The following is a 23663-nucleotide window of genomic DNA, read 5'->3' on the forward strand; positions in this document are numbered from 1 at the left end:
CGATAAAGTATTGCGTACAGAGCACCAAGAATTTGCCTGGCGGCTGTAGCGCGGTGGTCCCACCTGACCCCATGCCGAACTCAGAAGTGAAACGCCGTAGCGCCGATGGTAGTGTGGGGTCTCCCCATGCGAGAGTAGGGAACTGCCAGGCATCAAACAAGCCGAAAGCCCATCCTCACGGATGGGCTTTTTGCGTTTCTGCGTATTCTATCCCGTCTTTAAAGTTATCCCCCTAACCGATTCCATATACGGTAAACTATCCCGGTTTTTGCATCTGGATAGCGTCTATGAATCACTCCCTTAAGCCCTGGAACACCTTCGGTATTGACCGAAATGCCCGACAGATCGTGCGGGCCGACGATGCGCAGCAACTGCTGGCCGCATGGAATCACGCCACGCAACACCACCTCCCTGTTCTTATTCTGGGCGAAGGCAGTAACGTTCTCTTTCTGGAAGACTTTTCTGGTACGGTGATCGTTAACCGCATCAGCGGGATTAAAGTTGAAGAGGCGCAGGATTGCTGGCGTTTGCACGTGGGAGCCGGGGAGAACTGGCATCGCCTGGTGCAGTTTACCCTTGAAAATAATATGCCGGGTCTGGAAAACCTGGCGCTAATCCCTGGCTGTGCGGGTTCATCTCCTATTCAGAATATCGGTGCCTATGGCATCGAACTCAAACATGTTTGTGATTATGTCGACTGTATCGAGCTGGCAACGGGTAATCCGCTGCGTTTAAGTGCGGAACAGTGCCGCTTTGGCTATCGCGACAGCATTTTCAAACATGAGTATCAGGAGAAATATGTCATCGTTGCGGTTGGTCTGCGCCTGACCAAAAACTGGCAGCCTGTCCTGACCTACGGCGATCTCGCTCGTCTGGATCCTGCCACGGTCACTGCAAAAGAGATTTTCGACGCGGTTTGCCATATGCGAATGAGTAAATTGCCCGATCCGAAAGTGAACGGTAACGCCGGAAGCTTCTTCAAAAATCCGGTTATCTCCGGTGAAAAAGCCGAAACCTTACTCGCCCAGTGGCCGCAGGCGCCACACTATCCGCAGGCAGATGGCAGCGTTAAGCTGGCTGCGGGCTGGCTGATCGATCAGTGTCAGCTTAAAGGCACAACCTGTGGCGGCGCAGCGGTACATCGTCAGCAGGCCCTGGTGCTTATCAACGAAAACAATGCGACCAGCCGTGATGTCGTGCAGCTGGCCCATCAGGTGCGCCAGCATGTGGGTGAGAAATTTGATGTCTGGCTGGAGCCGGAGGTGCGCTTTATCGGCCATCACGGTGAAGTTAATGCGGTGGAGGCCATTGCATGAAGGATCATACCGTTCCCCTGAAGCTTATCTCTGTTCTGGCTGATGGCGATTTCCATTCCGGTGAACAGCTGGGCGAACAGCTGGGAATGAGCCGCGCCGCCATCAATAAACATATTCAGACCCTGCGTGACTGGGGAGTGGATGTCTTTACCGTGCCGGGCAAAGGCTACAGTCTGCCGGAGCCGGTTCAGCTCCTGGACGAAGCCTTTATCAGCGGTCAGATCACCGACAGCAGCGTTGCCGTTCTGCCGGTAATTGACTCTACTAACCAGTATCTGCTCGACCGGCTTGACACGCTACAGTCCGGCGACTGCTGCGTGGCAGAATACCAACAGGCGGGTCGTGGCCGCCGGGGACGTAAATGGTTTTCGCCTTTTGGTGCCAATCTTTATCTCTCCATGTACTGGCGTCTGGAACAAGGTCCCGCCGCCGCCATCGGCCTCAGTCTGGTGATTGGCATTGTGCTGGCAGAAGTGTTGCAGTCGCTGGGCGCCGACAAAGTGCGCGTGAAGTGGCCAAACGATCTCTATCTGAACGATCGCAAACTGGCTGGTATTCTGGTAGAACTGACCGGGAAAACCGGTGATGCCGCGCAGATCGTAATGGGTGCGGGGATAAATCTGGTGATGCGCAATGTACAGGCCGAAGATATTAATCAGGGCTGGATCAACCTGCAGGAAGCAGGGATCGCCATCGATCGCAATGTCCTTGCCGTGCAGGTGATTAACGAGCTACGCCATTCGCTGAAAATCTTCGAACAGGAAGGTTTAGCCCCGTTCCTGCCCCGCTGGGAAAAGCTGGATAACTTTGCTCACCGTGCGGTGAAGCTGATCATCGGCGACAAAGAGGTCTACGGCACGTCGCGCGGTATCAACGAGCAGGGCGCGCTGTTGCTGGAGCAGGATGGCGTGATTAAACCATGGGTCGGCGGCGAGATTTCACTGCGCAGCGCCGAATAAATTGCGGGGAGCCGCGGGCTCCCCGGTTCTTCAGCTATACCGCCGCCATCCCCCGTGCGAAGCGGCAACCAGAATAATCCCTAAACGCCTGGTTACACTCTCTTAAACAGTTCCCGATAAGGTATACTCTGAAAGCAGCAGGGTAACAGTTGATTAACCTGCCTTTCGCGTTTCTGGAGATCCATTTTGCGTGTCAGCCGCTCTTTAACTATCAAACAAATGGCGATGGTCACTGCCGTCACTATGGTGTTTGTTTTCGTCTTTTGCGTTATTTTGCTGTTTCATGCCATTCAGCAAAATCGCTACAACACGGCTACGCAACTCGAGAGCATCGCCCGCTCAATCCGTGAGCCTCTCTCTGCCGCTATTCTGAAGGGTGATATTCCTCAGGCGGAGTCCATTATCAAAAGCATCAAGCCGGCAGGGGTCGTCAGCCAGGCGGATGTTGTGCTGCCGAATCAGTTTCAGGCGCTACGCATGAACTTTATCCCGGAGCATCCGGTACCGGTGATGATGAAGCGGCTGTTTGAAATGCCGGTGCAGATCTCCCTTCCGGTCTATTCGTTGCAGCGTCCGGCGAACCCGCAGCCGCTGGCCTATCTGGTGCTACAGTCTGACTCCTGGCGGATGTACAAATTTGTCATCAGTTGGATCTCGACGTTGGTAACCACTTACTTATTGTTGACGCTGATGCTTACCGTGGCGCTGACCTGGTGCATAAACCGTCTCATCGTCCATCCGCTGCGTCGCATTGCCCGGGAGCTGGATACCCTCTCGCCGCAGCAACAGATGGGGCACCAGCTTGCCCTGCCGCGCCTGCATCACGACGACGAAATTGGCATGCTGGTCCGCAGCTACAACCTCAACCAGCAGCGTATGCTGCGCCAGCATGATGAGCTCAACCACAATGCCACCCGTTTCCCGGTGTCGGAACTGCCCAACAAGGCGTTTCTGATGGTGATGCTGGAGCAGGCGGTGAAGCGGCAGCAGACCATGGCGCTGATAGTGGTGGCCTGTGAAACATTGCAGGATACCGCCGGCGTGCTGAAAGAGAGCCAGCGAGAGATGGTCTTGCTGACGCTGGTTGAAAAGCTGAAATCCGTGCTTGCGCCGCGGATGGTACTGACGCAGGTAAGCGGCTACGACTTCGTGATTATCGCTAATGGCGTCAAGGAGCCGTGGCATGCCATCACATTAGGTCAGCAAGTGCTTACTGTTATCAATGAGCGGTTGCCGGTTCAGGGGATCCAGCTGCGCCCGAGCGCCAGTATTGGTATCGCCATGTTTTACGGCAACCTGACCGCAGAGCAACTTTACCGCCGGGCCTTTTCCGCCGCGTTTACCGCCCGGCAGAAGGGTAAGAATCAGATTCAGTTCTTTGAGCCCGAGCAGATGGAGAAAGCGCAGCAGCGGCTCTCAGAAGAGAACGATATTCTGACCGCGCTGGACAGCAACAATTTTGCCATCTGGCTACAGCCGCAGGTCGATCTGCGTACCGGTGAGGTCCATAGCGCCGAAGCGCTGTTGCGGATGCGTCAGCCCGATGGCAGTTGGGCGCTTCCGGAAGGGCTGATCGACCGTATTGAAAATTGCGGCCTGATTGTGACGGTGGGGCACTGGGTACTGGAAGAGTCCTGTCGTCTGCTGTCAGCCTGGCAGTCGCGTGGGGTGATGATGCCGCTATCGGTTAACCTGTCGGCGCTCCAGCTAATGCACCCCAACATGGTTCCGGACCTGCTGGCGATGATTCTCCGCTATCGGATTAAGCCGGATACCCTCATTCTGGAAGTGACCGAGAGCCGCCGAATTGACGATCCTAACGAAGCGGTAGCGATACTCCGCCCGCTGCGGAATGCCGGGGTGCGCATCGCGCTGGACGATTTTGGCATGGGATACGCTGGTCTGCGCCAGCTGCAACATATGAAAACCCTGCCGGTAGATGTACTGAAGATTGATAAGGCGTTTGTGGAGGGGCTGCCGGAAGACAGCAGCATGGTCGAGGCGATTATCCAGCTGGCGCGTAGCCTGAAGCTGAGCATTATTGCCGAAGGGATCGAAACCGAAGCCCAGCGTCATTGGCTGGCCGATGCCGGGGTAGAGTGCGGGCAAGGATATCTGTTCGATAAAGCCGTTCCTGGCGATATTTTTGAGAGTCGCTATCTTAAACACAATGCCAATAGCGCTGATGACTGAAATGTTGCTGGATTGTGCGAGTCAGCTCAAATTTCTTAACATTTGCGTTTCAATTTCAGCCTGAACTTCTATCTGTCCTGATTTATGGGTGGTATTTTAAGGCCGCAGGTAACGGGTAACCCTACATTTCCTGCGGCTTTTCTTCCCAAGGACATCTTATGAAAACCTCTCTCTTCAAAAGTCTTTACTTTCAGGTATTAACCGCCATTGCCATTGGTATTCTGCTTGGTCATTACTACCCTGAATTAGGCGCCCAGATGAAACCGCTTGGCGATGCTTTCGTTAAGCTGATTAAGATGGTGATCGCGCCGGTTATTTTCTGCACCGTCGTGACCGGTATCGCAGGCATGGAAAGCATGAAAGCCGTTGGCCGTACGGGTGCAGTGGCGCTGCTCTATTTCGAAGTCGTCAGTACCCTCGCGCTGATCATTGGTCTGGTGATTGTTAACGTCGTGCAGCCCGGCGCGGGCATGAACGTTGACCCCTCGACGCTGGATGCAAAAGCGGTGGCGGTCTATGCCGAGCAGGCGAAAGATCAGGGTGTGGTCGCCTTCCTGCTGGATGTGATCCCCGGCAGCGTGATTGGCGCCTTCGCCAGCGGGAATATCCTGCAGGTGCTGCTGTTCGCCGTGATGTTTGGTTTTGCCCTGCATCGCCTCGGCAGCAAAGGTCAGCTGATTTTTAACGTTATTGAAAGCTTCTCGCAGGTGATTTTCGGCATCATCAACATGATTATGCGTCTGGCACCCATTGGCGCCTTCGGGGCAATGGCCTTCACCATCGGTAAATATGGTGTCGGTACCCTCGTGCAGCTGGGCCAGCTGATCGTCTGCTTCTATATCACCTGTATACTGTTTGTGGTGGTGGTGCTGGGCAGCATCGCCCGCGCGACCGGCTTCAGCATCTTCAAGTTCATTCGCTACATCCGTGAAGAGCTGCTGATTGTGCTGGGCACCTCCTCATCCGAATCGGCGCTGCCGCGCATGCTCGATAAGATGGAGAAGCTGGGCTGCCGTAAATCGGTCGTCGGGCTGGTGATCCCCACCGGCTACTCCTTTAACCTGGATGGGACATCGATCTACCTGACGATGGCGGCGGTGTTTATCGCCCAGGCCACTAACAGCCATATGGATATCTTCCATCAAATTACGCTGCTGGTTGTGCTGCTGCTCTCCTCAAAAGGGGCGGCTGGGGTCACGGGGAGCGGATTTATCGTCCTGGCGGCAACCATTTCCGCGGTGGGACATCTGCCGGTGGCCGGCCTGGCGTTGATCCTCGGTATCGACCGCTTTATGTCTGAAGCCCGTGCGCTGACCAACCTGGTCGGTAACGGCGTGGCAACAGTAGTCGTGGCGAAGTGGGTAAAAGAGCTGGACCACAAAAAGCTCGACGATACGCTGAATAATCGTGCGCCAGACGGCAAAACACACGGTTTGTCCTCCTAAAATCTTCCCTCAGGCCCGCATTCCCTTGTCGGGGTGCGGGCTCCTGCGCATAATGGCCCAGCATACTTGTCATAATTCGATAAGATTTATTTCGGGTAAATTTCACTTCATGCCGTGACGTTTCGTTTCATGCGCGGTCTAATCGGAGTGTTTTGTACATCATATTTAGAGTGCGACAGGGCGTGTGGCACTCTTTGTTACCAGGAATGTTGATCAGGGGTTCACATGCAGGGCACAAAAATTCGACTCTTAACCGGCGGTTTGCTCATGATGGCAGCAGCCAGTTACGTGCAGGCTGACGCGCTCCAGCCGGACCCGGCCTGGCAACAGGGAACGCTGTCTAACGGTTTTCAGTGGCAAGTTTTAGCCACCCCACAGCGCCCCAGCGACCGCATTGAAATCCGCCTTTCCGTCAATACCGGCTCCCTGACCGAGAGTACGCAACAGAGCGGTTTCAGTCATTTCCTGCCCCGACTGGCTCTGACCCAAAGCGGTAGCCTTCAGGCTGTACAGGCCCGTTCACTGTGGCAACAGGGTATCGATCCGAAACGCCCGCTGCCGCCTGCTGTCGTCTCCTACGACTACACCATGTTTAACCTCAGCCTGCCAAACAACCGCAACGATCTGCTTAAAGAGGCGCTGACCTGGCTGTCAGATACCGCCGGTAACGTGTCCATTACCCCTGAGACGGTGAATTACGCCCTGAGCAACAGCGACATGGTGGCGACCTGGCCTGCGGATACCAAAGAGGGCTGGTGGCGCTATCGTCTGAAAGGTTCGGCGCTGCTGGGCCACGATCCGGCAGAGCCGCTAAAGCAACCGGTTGATATTGAACAGGTGAAGTCGTTCTACCAGACCTGGTATACCCCGGATGCCATGACCCTGATTGTGGTCGGTAACATTGATAGCCGCGCGGTGATTGAGCAGATTGGCAAAACCTTCGGCGAGCTGAAAGGCAAACGTAACACGCCAGCGCCGGTGCCAACGCTTTCACCTCTGCGCGCAGAGCCGGTGAGCATCATGACCGATGCCGTGCGCCAGGATCGTCTCTCCATCATGTGGGACAGCCCGTGGCAGCCGATTCGTGAGTCTGCCGCGCTGCTGCGCTACTGGCGCGCCGATTTAGCCCGTGAAGCGCTGTTCTGGCATGTTCAGCAAACCCTGAGTAAGAACAACGCCAAAGATATTGGTCTGGGCTTTGATTGCCGGGTGCTGTTCCAGCGCGCCCAGTGCGCCATTAATGTTGAGTCGCCGGGCGACAAGCTGAACGCCAATATGGCGATAGTGGCAAAAGAGTTGGCGAAAGTACGTGATAATGGCCTGAGCGAAGAGGAGTTCAACGCGCTGGTGGCGCAGAAAAATATTGAGCTGCAAAAACTGTTCGCCACCTATGCCCGTACCGATACCGATATCCTGATCAGCCAGCGTATTCGCTCCCTGCAAAATCAGGTGGTGGATATCGCGCCGGAACAGTATCAGAAGCTGCGCCAGGATTTCCTTAACAGCCTGACCGCGGATATGTTGAGCCAGGATCTGCGTCAGCAGCTTTCTCAGGATATGTCGCTAATTTTAATGCAGCCGAAAGGTGAACCTGAATATGATATGAAGGAGCTGCAGGCGACGTGGAACGAAATTATGGCACGCGCGCAGTAAAAGGAAAAAGGCAACGTAAGTTGCCTTTTTTAATGGATACAGCCCTTAAGCAGGCATCGCTTCGCGTGGAATGATGGCGCCGCGATACTGGATCACCGTGCTGGCGGTCAGGTGGCCGCGCTGCGCTGCCGCTTCCGGCGTACCGCCCGTCAGACGCACCGCCAGATAGCCGGCGCTGAAGGAGTCACCCGCCGCGGTCGTATCAATCACTTTCTCTTTCGCCAGCTTCACCGCAGGTACTTCGATAACCGCTTCTCCGGCGATCGCCACCAGGCAGGAATCTGCCCCGCGCTTAATTACCACTTCGCTGACACCGGCGGCCTGCGTACGCGCAATCACCTCATCAACCGGCTTCTCGCCCCACAGCGCATCTTCGTCGTCGAGGGTTAAGAAAGCGATATCGGTGCATTCCAGCATCTGGCTATAGACCTGCTGCGTCTCTTCGCGGCTGGCCCACAGGCGTGGACGGTAGTTGTTGTCGAAAATCACCTTCCCGCCGTTGGCGCGGCATTCGCGCAGCAAGGAGAGCAGTTTTTCACGGCTGCTCTGGCTGAGGATCGCAAGGCTGATGCCGCTCAGATAGAGGTAGTCGAAATGGGCCAGCGTTTCGCAGATCTGCGCCGCGCTGTCGCTCTCCAGCCAGAATTTGGCGGCAGCTTCGTTACGCCAGTAATAGAAGGTGCGCTCGCCGGTGCTGTCGGTCTCGATGTAATAGAGGCCCGGCAGGCGGTTTTCCATCCGCTGGGTCAGGGAAGTATCGACATTTTCACTCTGCCATGCGTCCAGCATCTGCTGGCTGAAATTGTCGGTGCCCAGCGCCGTAACATAGTTTACCGCCAGCGCGTCAGCATCGACCTGACGAGCAATATATACGGAGGTATTTAAGGTGTCGCCACCAAAGCCGCGGCTGACTTCCGCGCCTTTCTGGGAGAGTTCGATCATACATTCGCCGATCACGGCAATTTTTTTGGACATAGTCGTGAACCTGGATAATTAAACTGCGGTTAGTTTGCGCTGGAGGCCGGAAGCGGTCAACTGTATTAAAACGACGTTCCATTATTTTTTTGAACTCGGACAAGTTCCTGACGGGTTTGATATCTCAGATTTTCATTTTCGTCCGCAACCGGACATAAAGTTCTCTTACCAGGAGCCGATAATCCTTTGACCAGTCCCGACAGGCTCTTTCCCATTCAACAGGACATCTGAAATGAAGTTAAGGCAGGACATCCAGCTGCTGAGCATCCCTGAAGCGAGTATTGAGAACTTACAGGAACACCGCTACTGGCTGCAATGTGAGCGCGCTTATACTTATCAGCCGATCTACCGTACCGACGGTAAGCTGATGGCGATTGAGATCCTGACCGTCGTGACCCATCCTTCAAACCCGGCACAGCGGATTGCACCGGATCGCTACTTCGCGGAAGTCCCCGTGCGTCATCGTCTGGATATCCTGGAGGAGCAGCTCGCCATGCTGGCGGTGAGACAAAACTTTTTCGCCGACAACAACATTCTGGCTTCGGTTAACGTCGATGGCCCAACTCTGCTGGCGGTGCGGCAGGATGAGAGCCTACAGAAGCTGATCCAGCGGCTGCCGTGGCTGCGCTTTGAGCTGGTGGAGCACGTTCGTCTGCCGCAGGACTCCTCGTTTGCCACCATGTGTGAGTTTGGTCCGCTGTGGCTGGACGACTTTGGCACCGGTATGGCGAACTTCTCCGCCCTGAGCGAAGTGCGTTACGATTACATCAAAGTGGCGCGCGATCTGTTCATTATGCTGCGCCAGACGCCGGAAGGGCGCAATCTGTTCACGCTTCTGCTGCAACTGATGAACCGCTACTGCCAGGGGGTTATCGTCGAAGGCGTCGAGACGCTGGAAGAGTGGCGCGATGTACAGAACTCACCCGCCGCTGCCGCCCAGGGCTATTTCCTCTCCCGCCCGGTGTCGATGGAGACGCTCGACAACGTAATCATCACCCTGTAAAACCCAGCAGCTTCCCGTAATAGCGCGTGGTTAACGCGTTATTACCGGACGCTGCCGCCCCCTTTCCGCATGCCTGGACTATATTCATGAAAGGCAAGTGATTACTGAAAGGGAGTATGGGATGACAAAAACAGCGAAGATTATCACCTGGACAGGGGGAGTCTTCTTGTTGCTGATTGTGGTGCTGATTGTCGTGATCGCGACATTTGACTGGAACCGCCTCAAACCGACCATCAACCAGAAAGTCTCGACCGAACTTAACCGTCCTTTCGCTATTCGCGGGGACTTGGGCGTGGTATGGGAGCGGCAGAAGGGCGAAACGGGCTGGCGCAGCTGGATACCCTGGCCGCACGTTCACGCTAACGACGTTATTCTCGGCAACCCGCCGGACATTCCTGAAATCACCATGGTGCATCTCCCGCGCGTGGAGGCCACCCTTGCGCCGCTGGCACTGCTTACCAAAACGGTCTATCTGCCGTGGATCAAACTGCAACAGCCAGATGCCCGGCTGATCCGCCTGTCGGAGAAGACCAATAACTGGACCTTCGATCTGGCAGGCGATGATAAAGAAAAAGATCCTGATGCCCAGCCTTCGTCCTGGTCTTTCCGCCTCGATAATATTCTGTTCGATCGTGGGCGGATCGACGTGAACGACGCGGTCAGCAAAGCACAGATGGAGATCTTCGTCGATCCGCTGGGCAAGCCGGTACCCTTCAGCGAAGTGACTGGCGATAAAGGCAAAAAGGATAAGGTCGGCGATTACGTCTTTGGCCTGAAGGCGGAAGGGCGCTACAACGATCAGCCGCTGCGCGGCACCGGTAAAATTGGCGGTATGCTGGCGTTGCGCAGCGAAGGCACCCCCTTCCCGGTGCAGGCTGACTTCCGCTCCGGCAATACCCGGGTGGCTTTTGTCGGTACGGTGAACGACCCAATGAAGATGGGCGGCGTCGATCTGAAGCTGAAATTTGCCGGGGATTCGCTGGGCGAACTTTATGAGCTGACCGGCGTACTGCTGCCTGATACGCCGCCGTTTGAAACCGATGGTCGGCTGGTGGCGAAGATCAACTCGGAAGAGGCCTCGGTCTACGATTACCGCAACTTTAATGGCCGGATCGGTGACAGCGATATCCACGGTTCGCTGACCTACACCACCGGCAAACCGCGGCCGAAGCTGGAAGGGGATGTGGAGTCGCGTCAGCTGCGGCTGGCGGACCTCGGGCCGCTGATTGGCGTCGACTCCGGTAAAGGCACCAAAGCGGAGGAGGTACGCAAGCAGGCACCGCCGTCCGGCAAAGTGCTGCCGAACGACCGCTTCGAAACCGATAAGTGGGACGTAATGGATGCGGACGTGCGCTTCAAAGGGCGGCGGATCGAGCATGGCAGCAGCCTGCCTATCAGTAATCTTTCTACCCATATCCTCCTGAAAAACGCCGACCTGCGTCTGGAGCCGCTGAAGTTTGGTCTGGCTGGCGGCACCATCTCCTCAAATATCCATCTTGAAGGCGATAAAAATCCGATGCGGGGCCAGGCCGATATTCAGGCGCGACGGCTGAAGCTGAAGGAGCTGATGCCGGATGTGGAGCTGATGCAGAAAACCCTGGGGGAGATGAATGGCGATGCCAAAATTCGCGGTACCGGCAACTCTGTTGCGGCCCTGCTGGGGAACGGTAACGGCAATCTGAAGCTGCTGATGAACGACGGGCTGGTGAGCCGTAACCTGATGGAAATTCTGGGTCTGAACGTCGGGAACTTCATCGTCGGCCAGATCTTTGGCGACGACGAGGTGCGGGTAAACTGCGCAGCCGCCAATATTGACCTGGTCAACGGCGTCGCACGGCCGCAGATTTTCGCCTTCGATACTGAAAACGCGGTGATCAACGTCACCGGCACCGCCAGTATGGCCTCGGAACAGCTGGATCTCACCATCAACCCGGAAAGTAAAGGCATTCGCATCGTGACGCTGCGCTCGCCGCTGTACGTGCGTGGTAGCTTTAAAGATCCGGATGCGGGGGTGAAGGCGGGGCCGTTAATTGCTCGTGGTGCGGTGGCCGCTGCGCTGGCGACCCTGGTTACCCCTGCTGCAGCGCTGCTGGCGCTCATCTCGCCGTCTGAGGGGCAGGCCAATCAGTGTCAAACCATTCTGTCGCAGATGAAGAAATAGTGGGAGGCTTTGCCCGGCCTACAGGAGAATGTAGGCCGGGTAAGCGCAGCGCCACCCGGCATTAAGGATCACAATGACTGATGGCGAGTCTCGTGAGTCAGCAGCAGCGCAATCAGCGTCAGTGCCGCCATCGCCGCCAGGTAGATCCCTACGTATTGCAGACCGTAATTCGCCTGTAACCAGGTAGCGATATACGGCGCCACGGACGCACCCAGAATCGAAGAGACGTTATAGGAGAAGGAGGCGCCCGTGTAACGCACTTCGGTCGGGAACAGCTCTGGCAGCAGCGCGCCCATCGGACCGAATGTCAGCCCCATCAGGCTCAGGCCAATCAGCAGATACGCCATCACCAGCGCCGGATTACCGGAACCGAGCAGCGGCGGGAAGACGAACAGCGCAAACAGAATAATCAGCGAAGTGATCACAATCATGCTCGGGCGACGGCCAAAACGGTCGGCCAGCAGGCCCGCAATCGGCACCATCACGCCAAAACCGATAACCGCCATCATCAGCATCCACAGCACTTCGTTACGCGGCAGGCCCAGGCCCACCGGCGCAGGCGTGGTGCTGAAGGTCATGGAATAGACGGTCATGATATAGAACAGCGTGTAGGTCGCCAGCATGATGAAGGTGCCGAGCACGGTCACGCGAACGTGTTTGGTCAGCAGCGTGCCCAGCGGGATTTTTACCTGTTTTTTCGCGGCGGCCACTTTGGCAAACACCGGGGTCTCGTGCAGGGAGACGCGCACATAGAGGCCAATCAGCACCAGCACCGCCGAGAAGATAAACGGAATACGCCAGCCCCAGGTCATGAACTGCTCGTCAGTCAGCAGCCAGGAGAGCAGCAGGAAGGTGCCGTTGGCAAAGAAGAAGCCAATCGGCGCGCCCAACTGTGGGAAGGATCCATACAGCGCACGTTTGCGTGGCGGGGCATTTTCGGTGGCCAGCAGCGCCGCGCCGCCCCATTCCCCGCCCAGTCCCAGACCCTGGCCAAAACGGGCCAGCGCCAGAAGCAGCGGGGCCAGAATCCCGATGGTTTCATAGGTCGGCAGCAGGCCGATGGCAACGGTAGAGATACCCATGGTCAGCAGCGAAGCAACCAGGGTTACCTTACGCCCGACGCGATCGCCGAAGTGACCGAACAGGGCCGAGCCGATAGGGCGCGCAACAAAGGCGATGGCGAAGGTTGCCAGCGACTGTAGCGTGGCCGCCGTCGGGTCGCCCTGCGGGAAGAAGATATGCGGGAAAACGATAACCGCAGCGGTGGCGTAAATATAGAAGTCGAAGAATTCAATGGCGGTGCCAATCAGTGACGCGACGACGACTTTATTGCGCGAGTTAACCGGGGCGTTTTCCTGCTCTGAATTAAGTGTTGTGGCTGTGGCTTGCATAAACTTTTCTTATTTTTGGCGAACGAAAGGCCATATTACGCACAGCAAAAGCGATATTTCAATCTGTAACAAACGCAGCGGCCGGTGAAAAAGAGAGCAAAAAGCGGATAATTTTCGGACCAGAAGAATCACATCTATGAAATGCTTCACAGAAATAAAAAGTTGGAATATATAACTGGTTTTCGGTTAAATAAAAGTTACAGGCTGGATTTATATGCTGAAATGATGAATCGGGCTGATATATTTCATTCTTATTCAGCCCGATAGGGGAATTACCGGTGGCTTTTACCGGGCATTCGCCGGTCATCCGGGTACTCGGCGGTGGCGATCCATGCCGCGCAGAAGAGGGTCAGTCTGGCGAAGAAATAGAAGAAGGCCAGCAACCCCAGCACGGAGCCGAATGCCGCCCCGGACGGGGAGGTCACCAGCGACGGCAGGGTGTAGGTCATCACGATTTTAATGACCTCAAAGCCGATAGCGGCAATGAACGTGCCGCGGATCAGCGCCTTACGGCGAGGGCGATGACGCGGCAGGCGCCAGAAAATCCAGAAGAAGAGCAGGTAGTTCGCCAGCATCGAGATCCCTAACCCCACCAGATGCCAAACTGGCTTCAGCCACTCGATGGTGTCGAGATAGAGCGCGGAGATGATCATCTGCTGCGCCGAGCCTGCCGCGGAAGTGATGGAGAGGGTGATAACCAGCGCCACCAGCAGCCCGATCAGCGAGACGAAGTCGCGGAAATACTTAATCCAGATTTTCTCCTGGTCCTGCGGCTTACGCTCCCAGACGTCGCGCGACTGGGCGCGGATCGCTTCACGCAGGTTGCCCATCCAGTTGATGCCGGAGTAAAGCGCCACAAACAAACCGACTATCCCGACGGTAGTACGTTGCTGGACGGCGGTGTTGATGGTGCTTTTCAGGGTCGAGGCTAGCGTCGGATCGCTGACGTTTTGCAGGATTTTGCTGAAGATGTCCTGCAACAGCGTCGGGTGCGACACCAGCACAAACCCCGCTGCCGCAAAGGAGAGCATCAGGATGGGGATCATCGACAGGAAGGAGAAGTAGGTGATTGCAGCGCCAAACTGGTTGCCCAACCGATCGTTAAAACGCTCGGCGGCGCGCAGCAGGTGAGCAATCATCGGCCGCTGTTGGATCAGCTGGATGAGATCTTTCGCCTTGTCGAGCAGGCTGCCCCTTTTACGCACGGCGGTAATTTTGGGTTCATCTGGCGCCGGGGGCGGGCTATTTTCCAGTTTCTTAATCGGCTCGTAGTCCAGATCCTGGGTGGGACGTTGCTGGCTGCTATCCGGCATCAGTCACGTTTTCCTTATCGTTAGCGAGAGTTCATTGCAATTATAGCCTGCGCTCAGTCAACGTAGGTTTTCATGATTTCCGTGAGCCACGCCATAAACAGATGCACCCGGCGGGAGAGGTTGCGGCGGTGGGGATAAATGAGCGACACCGGCATGGGCCTGGCGCGGTACTGCGGAAGGATCTCCAGCAGCTTTTTGGCCCGCAGGGCGTCACGCACGCCTACCCGCGGCACCTGAATAATTCCCAGCCCGGCGAGGGCGGAGGCATGGTAAGTCTCGGTGCTGTTGACCGTCAGGACACCGCCGGTCTTAACCCAGTGGGTCGCCTCACCATCGTAATATTCGAACCCCTGGGGCCGGGTGCCGAGATGCGTTGCGTAATGCACCACCGCATGGGAGGTTAAATCATCCAGCCCGTCGGGATAGCCAAAACGCGACAGATAATCGGGGCTGGCGCAGTTGATCACCGACAGCCTGCCGAGCGGGCGGGCAATTAAGCCGGAATCTTTCAGGGTGCCGACGCGCACCACGCAATCAAATCCTTCCCGAATCACATCCACCAGCCGGTCGCTGCTGCTCAGCTCCAGTTCAATGCCGGGGTACTGTTGCAGGAAGAGCGGCAGTTTGGGGATGACTAAATTTCGCGCAACGTTGGCCGGCATATCGACGCGTATTCTTCCACTGACGCTGGCAGGGTCGTGCAAAAAAAGACCATCCAGTTCTTCCATATTGGTCAGCAGATCTTTGGCCCGCTCGTAGTAGACCATACCGTCCTGCGTCAGGCTGACCCGACGCGTGGTACGGTGCAGCAGCTGGGTGCCAAGCCCGTTCTCCAGCGCCTGAATCTGGCGCGATACGCTACCTTTAGGCAGGCCCATTGAATCTGCGGCGCGGGAAAAACTCTCCAGTTCAGCGACGCGAATAAATAACTGCATTGCGTGAATTTTATCCATAGGGAGCGCTCATTGTTGTTTATTTTGAAACAGTGAAGCGTTGCGTAGCGCATTTATTGATTTTCTATCACCTAATAAGCTCTTTCTCAATCATCACAACAGCCGAAACGAGGTTTCTTATGACTGAACGTATAGCAATAGTGACCAGCGGCAGCCGCGGGCTCGGTAAAAACGCGGCGCTGAAGCTGGCAGCAAAGGGTGTCGGGATCCTGCTGACCTACAACCGGAGTGAGCAGGAGGCGCTCGACGTTGTGCACGAAATTGAGCAAAAAGGGGTAAAAGCGGCGGCATTGCAATTGAACGTCGGTGATATTACCGGATTTGAACGGTTCATCACTGAGGTAAGTGAGAAACTGCATTCAGTCTGGCAGCGTAACACCTTCGATTATTTGTTGAACAACGCAGGCGTGGGTTTATATGCCCCTTATATGGAGACCACGGAAGCGCAGTTCGATGAAGTCATGAACATCCATTTCAAAGGTCCCTTCTTTCTGACCCAGGGGCTATTACCGCTGATGGAAAACGGCGGGCGGATCCTGAACGTCTCCTCCGGCCTCGCCCGTTTTGCGCTACCGGGCTCCAGCACCTATGCAGCGATGAAAGGCGCGATGGAAGTGCTCACCCGTTATCAGGCTAAGGAGCTCGGCGCGCGTGGGATCACCGCCAACATCATCGCTCCCGGGGCTATCGAAACCGATTTTGGCGGCGGTCGTGTACGCGATAACAAAGCGATCAATCAGCAGATCGCCTCCCAGACAGCGCTGGGCCGCGTTGGGTTACCGGACGATATCGGCGATGCGATTGCGGCGCTGCTCAGCGACGAACTCGGCTGGATGAATGCGCAGCGCATTGAGGTCTCCGGAGGGATGTTCCTGTAATCAGGTGCCGGGGAGGGAGCCCCGCGGCACGCTTAGCAGTACTCTTTTCTTAACAGCCCAAACAGCCAGTCGTTGTGCCACTCACCTGCCAGCCAGTAGCTTTCGCGCAGTTCACCTTCCAGCACAAAGCCCACTTTTTCCAGCAGACGTTTAGAGGCGACATTGCCCGCCGTCACCGTAGCGGTCAAACGGCGGATACCTCCCTGCATAAAGGCGTAATCGCACACCGCCTGTAAGGATTCAAAGCCGTAACCTTTGCTCTGCGACTGCGGGGCAAAGAGGAACCCCACTTCGGCACAATCATCATCGCGATGAATATAGCCCGTGACCCCAAGCGGGGTCTGATTGTGATCGCGCACCACCAGGCACAGCCAGTGATCACTGCCTGGAGACCACGCGGGCAGGCGAGAGGTAAACGTTTCGCGAATGGCCTCTTCCGGACGGGCTTCGGCCACGTAGCGCATCACATCGGGGTGTTGTTGCAGGGAGAGAAAAAAGGGCCAGTCCTCTTCCTGCAGTGGGGAACAGGTTAAACGCGGGGTGTGCAGCACAGGCATGCCAGATCTCCGGGAGCTTTTGTAAATGATATTAACATTATCACTGAAATAGTGCCGGTTATCGGGTATGTTTAATCTGGTATAACCACTTAAAAAACAACCGCTCTCCGTTCGCTGCGCCTGAATCTTTGCGCGGCAGTTAAGGATAATGATGACCCTCAGTAAATCGCACGTGATCCGCGAGCAGTTTGAACGCTGTCTGGGAATTATTCGTCAGGCCTCTGTGGAGATCCTGCTCCTGTTAAAGGTGCATGTTGCCGAAGGCAAAGATCCCCGTTGGTTCCTTGAGCAGCTGGATTCCGCCAGGCTGGCGCTGGGGGGCTGGGCGAGCGTGGCAAAACGCCTGAACCTCAACGATGCGGAGCTCTCACAATTCACCCTGCAATTGCGGCTTTTGCAGCAGCGGGTGCCGCAGTATGAGAGCGGGCAGGATGTGAGCGACAACCAGCTGATTGCCGCGACGCGCTTTGTGACGGCCCTGGAACACCTGCGTTTGCAGCAGCCGCTGCTGACCTACAGTACCGAAATGAGCCCGGGCGATGAGCTTCAGCAACAGCAAGCCCGGAAACAGGTACGTGCGCTGGAATTGATGATTAAAGGGCTGATTATGCAGGCCTGGCCAGATCCAACGCGCCTGAACAATCACCTCAAAACGCTCTTCGGTGCCGATCGGGTTCGCCGCTGGCTGCAGCAGGGCGAGCGCAACGATGCCCTCGGCGGCATGATGTTTAGCGAGCTGGCGCTGATGCTGGTGGACAAGAAAGAGTACTCCCGCTCTTATTCGGCGCTGTTCAGCGATCCCGCTCTGCTGACGCTGATGGTGGAACCGCGTAAGACGCTCCACTCCTTTCTTGATGATATCCGCCTGATCCGCAACAACATCATTGCCCGGCAGCCGCTGACCTCTGCGCAAATCCTGCTGCTGGACAACTACTACGCCCAGATTGCCGGCCCCGTTCAGCGTGCCTTTAACGAAGGCCGTACCGCCGTAAACCCGACGGGGTTGATGGCAGAGAATAACCACGAGCTGGAGCTCTTCTGGGAAAATGCGCGAGAAAAAAGCCGGGCCACCGGCGATGACATTTTTGAGGTGCGCGACGCTATCGATAAACCGAACCGTCGGCCCGCGCGCACCCCGGAGCAACGCGATCATCTGATCTCGGTGGGACTGTGGGGGGCGGTGGGGGTGATGGTGATGGGAATGCTGGCGGCGGGTACCTGGCTATTAATGGAAAGCAGCACGCCGACCCAGGCGGCCAGTACCACCTCGCCTCCTGTGCAAACGGCGGCGGAAGAGATGCGTGAGTCGCCCTCCTCCCGCGAAACGCTGACGCGCATGGGCGTCACCTGGGATGAGAATAACTTCCGCGCAGCGATTGACAGGAACGATACCCGCGTGGCGCTGCTGTTTCTGAAGGCGGGAATGGAGTGGAAGCTCTCCTGGACAGAGCACGCCCTGTCGGTGGGACATCGGGAGGTGCTGGATATCCTGATGCGCTATCGTCTGCAGATGGGGCAGGCGAAGCCCTGCCGACAGTTTATCAACACCCTCGCACACGCGATGTCAGCGGGCGAACCGCTGACGGATCTGCGTAAAGAGTATCTGCAGGCATTTTGTACCGTTCCGGCGGTGGTAGAACGCCAGCGACGCGAGATGGATCAGGCGAAGCGGCGGGCACAGGCCCAGCCGGACGCCAGTACCAAAAAATGGCAGACGATTCATACAGCCATTTATGAGGTGATCCGCTGACAACGCGGGGAGCTACGGCTCCCCGTACAGGCCAATGAGTCTGCGCACCACGCCGTTAGTCCAGCCAAAACCGTCCTGCAGGGGATACTCACCCCCGCCCCCTTCCCGGGGCTGGCTGCTGGCGATGTGGTACTTCTCGATGAGCTTGTGATTCATTTTGTAGAAATGGTTTACCGTGTGCAGCCAGCTCCACGCGATCTCATCCCCCAGAGAATCATTGCCGTATTGTTTGAATCCCTGGATCGCCATCCACTGTAATGGCGCCCAGCCGTTAGGTTTATCCCACTGCTCCCCGGTTTCATACTCGGTGGCAAGGATACCGCCCGGCGTCAGGAGACGCGCTTTTACCGCGTCGGATAACCGTTCGGCCTGCTCATGGGTACACATACCGACATACAGCGGCACGATGCTGGCCGCGGAAAAGAGCGCCAGCTGCTCCCGGCGCCAGTCATAATCGCGATAGCAGCCGTTCTCCTCATCCCACAGATAGCGGTTAACCGCCGCGCGGCGATCGCTCGCTTTCTGGCGGAAGCGATCCGCAGTCTCTTTATCCCCTTTTGAGGCTGAAATATTGGCGATGGCGCTCTCCAGCTTGAACAGGAACGCGTTGAGATCGATAGGGATAAACTGCGTGGTGCGGATACTCGCCAGCCGGCTCGGATCCCGCAGCCAGCGGGAGGAGTAGTCCCAACCGGAGGCAGCCCCGGCGCGCAGATCGCGATAGACCTCGTTAGGTGGACGCCCGGAGTGACGGGCGGTTTCAACGTCCTCTATCCAGGATTCATCCCTTGGAGTGTCACGGTCATCCCAGTAACGGTTGAGCAGAGAGCCGTCCGGCATACGTACCGCACTGCGGTAAGCCTGGTTGAGCAGCAGCGACTCTGCGCCGTCCATCCAGAAGGCGTACTCCATCTTCAGATGGTCCAGATAGCGTTTGGCACCGCGCACGCCATCCTCTTCAAACAGCTCCACCATCAGGGCAAACACCGGCGGTTGCGAGCGGCTCAGATAGTAGGTGCGGTTGCCGTTAGGAATATGACCGTACTTTTCAATCATCCACGCAAAGTTATCCGCCATGCACTTGAGCATGTCGTGGCGACCGCTTTCGGCCAGCCCCAGCATGGTAAAATAGGAGTCCCAGTAGTAGGTCTCGCTGAATCGCCCGCCGGGGACGATGTAGGCCTGCGGCAGCGCCAGCAGTGACGACCACGGGATATGATCTTGCGGCTCCCGGGTCAGTACCGGCCACAGGTTGTCGATATGGTCTTTGAGCGAGAAAGAGGGATCCGATACATATTCGCTCGACAGCACTTCTGGCAGCCAGAAGTGGTTTTCCACAAACTGGCGCAGGTCAAAGTCGCGGTGTCGTCTCACCTTGCGATAGCGGATAAGGATATCCAGCGGATCCATTTTCGGCGCACAGTCTGGAAAGGTTTTGCTGTCTTCAAACAGTCGCGACGACTGAACATGCTCGAAGAGTTCAAGGTAGCGATCGGCAGGGGTGAGCGCATCGGATGCGGGCAGCCCTTCAATCATTTCAGGTTCCGGTTCCGCCTCGAGCATTTCATCCAGTTTTAACTCGCAGGGATCGATTTCGTAGAGAAGTTCTTGTTCTATGTCGAACTCTACGGTCTCTACAGTGCGTATTTTCTGGTTGAACATGGTGGTCAGGACCTCCGGTTTGCGTAGTCTCAGGTCTGGTTTTATCCGGTTGCTTACTAATCTTAGACATTCGCTTCGGTCTGTGAAGAGGTATATGTGCGGTAGATCACATTTTACTGGCGGGGCAAAACGGGCACTACTGGAGGCATGTTGATGTTATTGCAGGCAATAAACGGGCAATCCAGCAGTGCGCAGGCGATCTAAAATTCGGATCATTCGCTTTGCAACAGAGTATGAATCAGAGGGCTTCTTCTGTCTCCTCGTTGAAGCGCCAGGCTTTCGCGCGGTCAAAAATCTCTTCAGAGGAGAGACGGGCGCGGAAACCCCGGCCTTCAGGCTGAATTACGATCTGTAGGGATGCTGATAGCGCGACAGGTTGCTCATTACTGTCGGTCCCGATGTTGGCATTTGGGGCGAAGTGGGCAATAGCCTCAGCAAACGCCTCCTGCATCTCTTCATGCGTTTTATAATGCGCATCTTCGATATTAAGGGCGCTATGGAGAAGAGCGCAGTCAAGCATCGTGCCCTGCAACCAGTAGCATGAAGAGGAATAGGCGGCGCACCAGGTCAGTTTGCTACCTTCCAGAAACGCCTCCAGTAAATGGGGGTCGCTGCCCGCAAAACATGAGCCCAGCATCAAACCTTTGATGTTGAACTTCCGGGATTTATCATTAATGGCGTCAAGGATGTCGGTGAGAGAAACATCGCCGATACGGGTTTTACTGCCATGCGCCGCAATATAGACGAGGGTATTATCAAATTTCTGACGGCACAGGCAATCCAGCGCAATCTCGAAGCTCTTTTTATTATAAAAATTCAGAGAGTAGACCTCAGTGTCGCCATGCATTTTGGCAATTCCGTGCACGAACGGCAGCACGGATGAGCGGTTGGCATCATAATCATCGAGTTTCCACGGTGATTCAAACACCAGAATAGCGTTCTTACTTTTGCTGATTGGCATTAAATATCCCCTTAAGGTAAATTATTTTTGTAGTTGTTTAATAACGCTGTGTATTCGACTTTTCTTTTATTGGCCAACTCTGCAAATAAGTGTCCAAAATCGCCATTGTTTCGCTACGCGCAAATAAGTAATTAAGGCCTTTCACCTCGTCGTCATCGTCTCTGATGACGCGCTCAAACAGGAAATCCTTATGAACCTTAACGCGAAGCGTCAGGGCGCTATGCCTTTTTCTTTTGCAAAGCCGAGCGGCTATCAATCCACTATAACAGAACTGCAGGGGCTGCTGGAAAGCCACCATTTAGCATGGCTGGATATTTTTGAAGGAGAGAACAACGCCATTATTTTCCGCTGTAATCTGAAGCAGAGTGTGTTCCGCAATATACAGTTCAGCAGTTTATTAATTAACCGCTGTTATATCGACGAGCTCTGTTTTGAAAATTGCGATATGCGCAATGTCTTTTTATCAAATAGCGTGGTTACGCAGCCGATCCGCTTACGCTATTGCCAGGTGGCGGGAATGCGCCTGTTAAATATGCCACGCAGAATGTTTATTTTTGAGGAGTGTACCGGCGTCGGGCAGATCCTGTTTGCCTGACACCGGTGAGGCACGATCAGTGCGCCTGACGTGGATCGCCTGCTATTTCATCAGTCTTTTGCCGGGTCTCTTCGCTTTGATTCAGGGCATTGCTGGCCGCTTTTTCCGCATGGGCCGCGCTATAGGCCGCCAGATGCGAAACCACAATGGCGTAAATACTCATCAGAGAGACCCAAAGAATACTGTTTTTCCACCACAGAAGGGTGGGTATGGTTAACATCGCCCATACCAGGGCAAGAATCAGATGGAATTTAGCCAGCCTTTTTGCGTTGATCTTCACTTGCATACTCTTTTCTCTAATCTTAATTAATCGATCCAGGTAAGCGCTTAATACTTTTTAAGCGTAGCCAGGCCTGCCGTCATTACCGGTGAATTTTGTTACCGTATGTACATCTGCGCCAGCAGCGGCGTGGCGGTGGGGGAGGGTGCATAAAAAACCGGCCACTGAGGGCCGGTTTTTAAACGTGCATACTCGCTGACAAGGCGAACTAACGCATGGTCACGAACTCTTCTGCCGCCGTTGGGTGAATAGCTACGGTATTATCGAAGTCTTTCTTGGTCGCACCCATTTTCAGCGCGACCGCAAAGCCCTGCAGGATCTCATCCATACCAAAGCCGATACCGTGAATGCCGACAATCTTCTCATCCGGGCCGACGCACACTAACTTCATGCGGCACGGCTGACGGTGAGACGTGACCGCGGTATACATGGCGGTGAAGGCGGATTTATACACTTTCACCTGGTCGTCGCCATAGTGCGCTCGCGCCTGAGGCTCGGTTAAACCGACGGTACCGATTGGCGGGTGGCTGAAGACCACGGTCGGGATGTTGTTGTAATCCAGGTGCTCTTCCGGTTTGTTGTTAAACAGACGCTCGGAAAGACGACGACCCGCGGCGACAGCAACAGGGGTCAGTTCAACGGCGCCGGTATTATCGCCCACGGCGTAGATGCCCGGTACGCTGGTGTTCTGGAACTTATCGACAACGATATAGCCTTTCTCATTGGTTTTGACACCCGTGACGGCCAGGTTGAAGTTGTCGTTTGCGGGTTCACGGCCAATGGCCCAGATCAGGCAATCAACGGTCTGGCTGCGGCCATCTTCCAGCTCAAGGGTCAGGCTGCCGTCAGCGTTTTTCACAACCGCTTTCGGAATGGCTTCGGTATGCAGATGTGGGCCTTCGGCATTCATCACCTCCACCAGGGTATCGACGATCAGCGGATCGAAGTTGCGCAGCGGGGCGTGTTTACGCACAAACAGGTGCGCTTCGGCGCCGAGGCCGTTAATCACGCCCGCCAGCTCCACGGCGATGTAACCCGCGCCAACGATGGCAACGCGTTTCGGCAGGGCAGGCAGCTCAAAGAAACCGTCGGAGTCGATACCGTATTCCGCACCCGGAATAGCTGGATGACTCGGGCGGCCACCGGTAGCGATCAGGATATGATCGGCGGTGATCGTTTCACCGTTGACTTCGATCGTCTTCGCATCGACAAAGCGGGCAAAACCGCGGATCACATCGACATTATTCTTGCCCAGCACGTTATCGTAGGAGGTGTGAATACGATCGATGTAGGCGGTACGGCTGGCGATCAGACGATCCCAGTCGAAGTTATTAATGGTGGTATCAAAACCATAATCCGGGCCATAGAGATGGATGGCCTCGCGGATCTGCGCCGCATGCCACATCACCTTTTTCGGTACACAACCGACGTTAACGCAGGTGCCGCCGAGATCTTTTGCTTCAATCAGCGCGCACTTCTGGCCGTACATGGCCGCACGGTTAATCGAGGCGATACCGCCGCTGCCGCCGCCGATAGCGATGTAATCGTAATGCTTGGTCATGGTCTTATCCTTAATCGTTAATTGCCGCGATTGTATACCTGAAATCAATAGTTTCCA

General features: G+C 55.7%; 18 protein-coding genes, 1 rRNA gene and 1 pseudogene. 11 read left to right on the plus strand and 9 right to left on the minus strand.

Translation table 11 applies throughout. The features are described from left to right. Positions 1-35: 35 nt before the first annotated feature. The 6 genes and pseudogenes from rrf to ACT3IC_RS10775 all read left to right on the plus strand — a co-directional run. Positions 36-151: ribosomal RNA gene (rrf, locus tag ACT3IC_RS10750) — 5S ribosomal RNA — on the plus strand. Between the two features lie 136 nt (positions 152-287). Continuing rightward, positions 288-1316, plus strand: a complete 1029-nt coding sequence (gene murB / locus ACT3IC_RS10755) for a UDP-N-acetylmuramate dehydrogenase (protein ID WP_325941895.1) — start codon at positions 288-290, stop codon at positions 1314-1316. Further along, entirely contained in the window at positions 1313-2275 is a 963-nt protein-coding gene (gene birA / locus ACT3IC_RS10760) for a bifunctional biotin--[acetyl-CoA-carboxylase] ligase/biotin operon repressor BirA (protein ID WP_156655347.1), read from the plus strand. Before murB ends, birA begins: the two co-directional genes overlap by 4 nt. Positions 2276-2461: 186 nt before the next feature. Then, on the plus strand, positions 2462-4468 hold the full coding sequence (hmsP, locus tag ACT3IC_RS10765) for a biofilm formation regulator HmsP (RefSeq protein WP_210406389.1): 2007 nt from the start codon (positions 2462-2464) through the stop codon (positions 4466-4468). Between the two features lie 158 nt (positions 4469-4626). Next, positions 4627-5913: a C4-dicarboxylate transporter DctC gene (dctA, locus tag ACT3IC_RS10770; RefSeq protein ID WP_114316450.1), complete on the plus strand. Its 1287-nt coding sequence runs from the start codon at positions 4627-4629 to the stop codon at positions 5911-5913. A 225-nt stretch (positions 5914-6138) separates the two neighbouring features. Beyond that, a pseudogene (locus ACT3IC_RS10775) lies at positions 6139-7551 on the plus strand (M16 family metallopeptidase); the annotation flags it as partial. Positions 7552-7611: 60 nt separating this feature from the next. Here ACT3IC_RS10775 and kdgK read toward each other — a convergent pair. Beyond that, a complete protein-coding gene (gene kdgK, locus ACT3IC_RS10780; RefSeq protein ID WP_103824715.1) occupies positions 7612-8541 on the minus strand; it encodes a 2-dehydro-3-deoxygluconokinase in 930 nt (309 codons plus the stop codon). A 232-nt stretch (positions 8542-8773) separates the two neighbouring features. Here kdgK and pdeH point away from each other — a divergent pair, with 232 nt between their 5' ends. Both pdeH and ACT3IC_RS10790 read left to right on the plus strand, forming a co-directional pair. Further along, positions 8774-9544, plus strand: a complete 771-nt coding sequence (pdeH, locus tag ACT3IC_RS10785) for a cyclic-guanylate-specific phosphodiesterase (RefSeq protein ID WP_103177401.1) — start codon at positions 8774-8776, stop codon at positions 9542-9544. A 121-nt stretch (positions 9545-9665) separates the two neighbouring features. Beyond that, complete coding sequence (locus ACT3IC_RS10790) at positions 9666-11705, plus strand: AsmA family protein (RefSeq protein WP_156655344.1); 2040 nt, start codon at positions 9666-9668, stop codon at positions 11703-11705. 68 nt (positions 11706-11773) lie between these two features. Here ACT3IC_RS10790 and ACT3IC_RS10795 read toward each other — a convergent pair whose 3' ends face one another. The 3 genes from ACT3IC_RS10795 to ACT3IC_RS10805 all read right to left on the minus strand — a co-directional run bounded on the left by ACT3IC_RS10795 (position 11774) and on the right by ACT3IC_RS10805 (position 15362). Next, complete coding sequence (locus ACT3IC_RS10795) at positions 11774-13096, minus strand: MFS transporter (protein WP_103177399.1); 1323 nt, start codon at positions 13094-13096, stop codon at positions 11774-11776. Between the two features lie 272 nt (positions 13097-13368). Then, on the minus strand, positions 13369-14409 hold the full coding sequence (gene yhjD / locus ACT3IC_RS10800) for an inner membrane protein YhjD (protein ID WP_371816542.1): 1041 nt from the start codon (positions 14407-14409) through the stop codon (positions 13369-13371). A gap of 53 nt (positions 14410-14462) precedes the next feature. Beyond that, entirely contained in the window at positions 14463-15362 is a 900-nt protein-coding gene (locus tag ACT3IC_RS10805) for a LysR family transcriptional regulator (RefSeq protein WP_103177397.1), read from the minus strand. A gap of 119 nt (positions 15363-15481) precedes the next feature. On the opposite strand from ACT3IC_RS10805, the gene ACT3IC_RS10810 reads away from it, so the two are divergent. Further along, the gene (locus ACT3IC_RS10810) at positions 15482-16240 is read left to right on the plus strand and encodes an SDR family NAD(P)-dependent oxidoreductase (RefSeq protein WP_473477413.1); all 759 of its coding nucleotides are present in this window, start codon (positions 15482-15484) and stop codon (positions 16238-16240) included. 32 nt (positions 16241-16272) lie between these two features. Here the strand turns inward: ACT3IC_RS10810 and ACT3IC_RS10815 are convergent, their stop codons facing one another. Continuing rightward, the gene (locus tag ACT3IC_RS10815; RefSeq protein WP_473477416.1) at positions 16273-16797 is read right to left on the minus strand and encodes a GNAT family N-acetyltransferase; all 525 of its coding nucleotides are present in this window, start codon (positions 16795-16797) and stop codon (positions 16273-16275) included. 151 nt (positions 16798-16948) lie between these two features. Between ACT3IC_RS10815 and ACT3IC_RS10820 the strand changes: the two genes are divergently transcribed. Then, a complete protein-coding gene (locus tag ACT3IC_RS10820) occupies positions 16949-18547 on the plus strand; it encodes an STY4199 family HEPN domain-containing protein (protein ID WP_103177394.1) in 1599 nt (532 codons plus the stop codon). A 12-nt stretch (positions 18548-18559) separates the two neighbouring features. On the opposite strand, the gene ACT3IC_RS10825 is transcribed toward ACT3IC_RS10820, so the two are convergent. Both ACT3IC_RS10825 and ACT3IC_RS10830 read right to left on the minus strand, forming a co-directional pair. Further along, the gene (locus tag ACT3IC_RS10825; RefSeq protein WP_103177393.1) at positions 18560-20209 is read right to left on the minus strand and encodes an alpha,alpha-trehalase; all 1650 of its coding nucleotides are present in this window, start codon (positions 20207-20209) and stop codon (positions 18560-18562) included. Positions 20210-20447: 238 nt separating this feature from the next. Continuing rightward, positions 20448-21170: a hypothetical protein gene (locus tag ACT3IC_RS10830; RefSeq protein WP_103177392.1), complete on the minus strand. Its 723-nt coding sequence runs from the start codon at positions 21168-21170 to the stop codon at positions 20448-20450. Positions 21171-21360: 190 nt separating this feature from the next. Between ACT3IC_RS10830 and ACT3IC_RS10835 the strand changes: the two genes are divergently transcribed. Then, positions 21361-21765, plus strand: coding sequence for a hypothetical protein (locus ACT3IC_RS10835; RefSeq protein ID WP_103177391.1), 405 nt, complete (start codon positions 21361-21363; stop codon positions 21763-21765). Positions 21766-21781: 16 nt separating this feature from the next. Here ACT3IC_RS10835 and ACT3IC_RS10840 read toward each other — a convergent pair whose 3' ends face one another. Both ACT3IC_RS10840 and gorA read right to left on the minus strand, forming a co-directional pair. Further along, on the minus strand, positions 21782-22051 hold the full coding sequence (locus ACT3IC_RS10840; protein WP_103177390.1) for a monooxygenase: 270 nt from the start codon (positions 22049-22051) through the stop codon (positions 21782-21784). 202 nt (positions 22052-22253) lie between these two features. Further along, entirely contained in the window at positions 22254-23606 is a 1353-nt protein-coding gene (gorA, locus tag ACT3IC_RS10845) for a glutathione-disulfide reductase (protein ID WP_103177389.1), read from the minus strand. Positions 23607-23663 lie beyond the last annotated feature (57 nt).

It is taken from the genome of Leclercia sp. GHBNCSD, assembly GCF_055805075.1.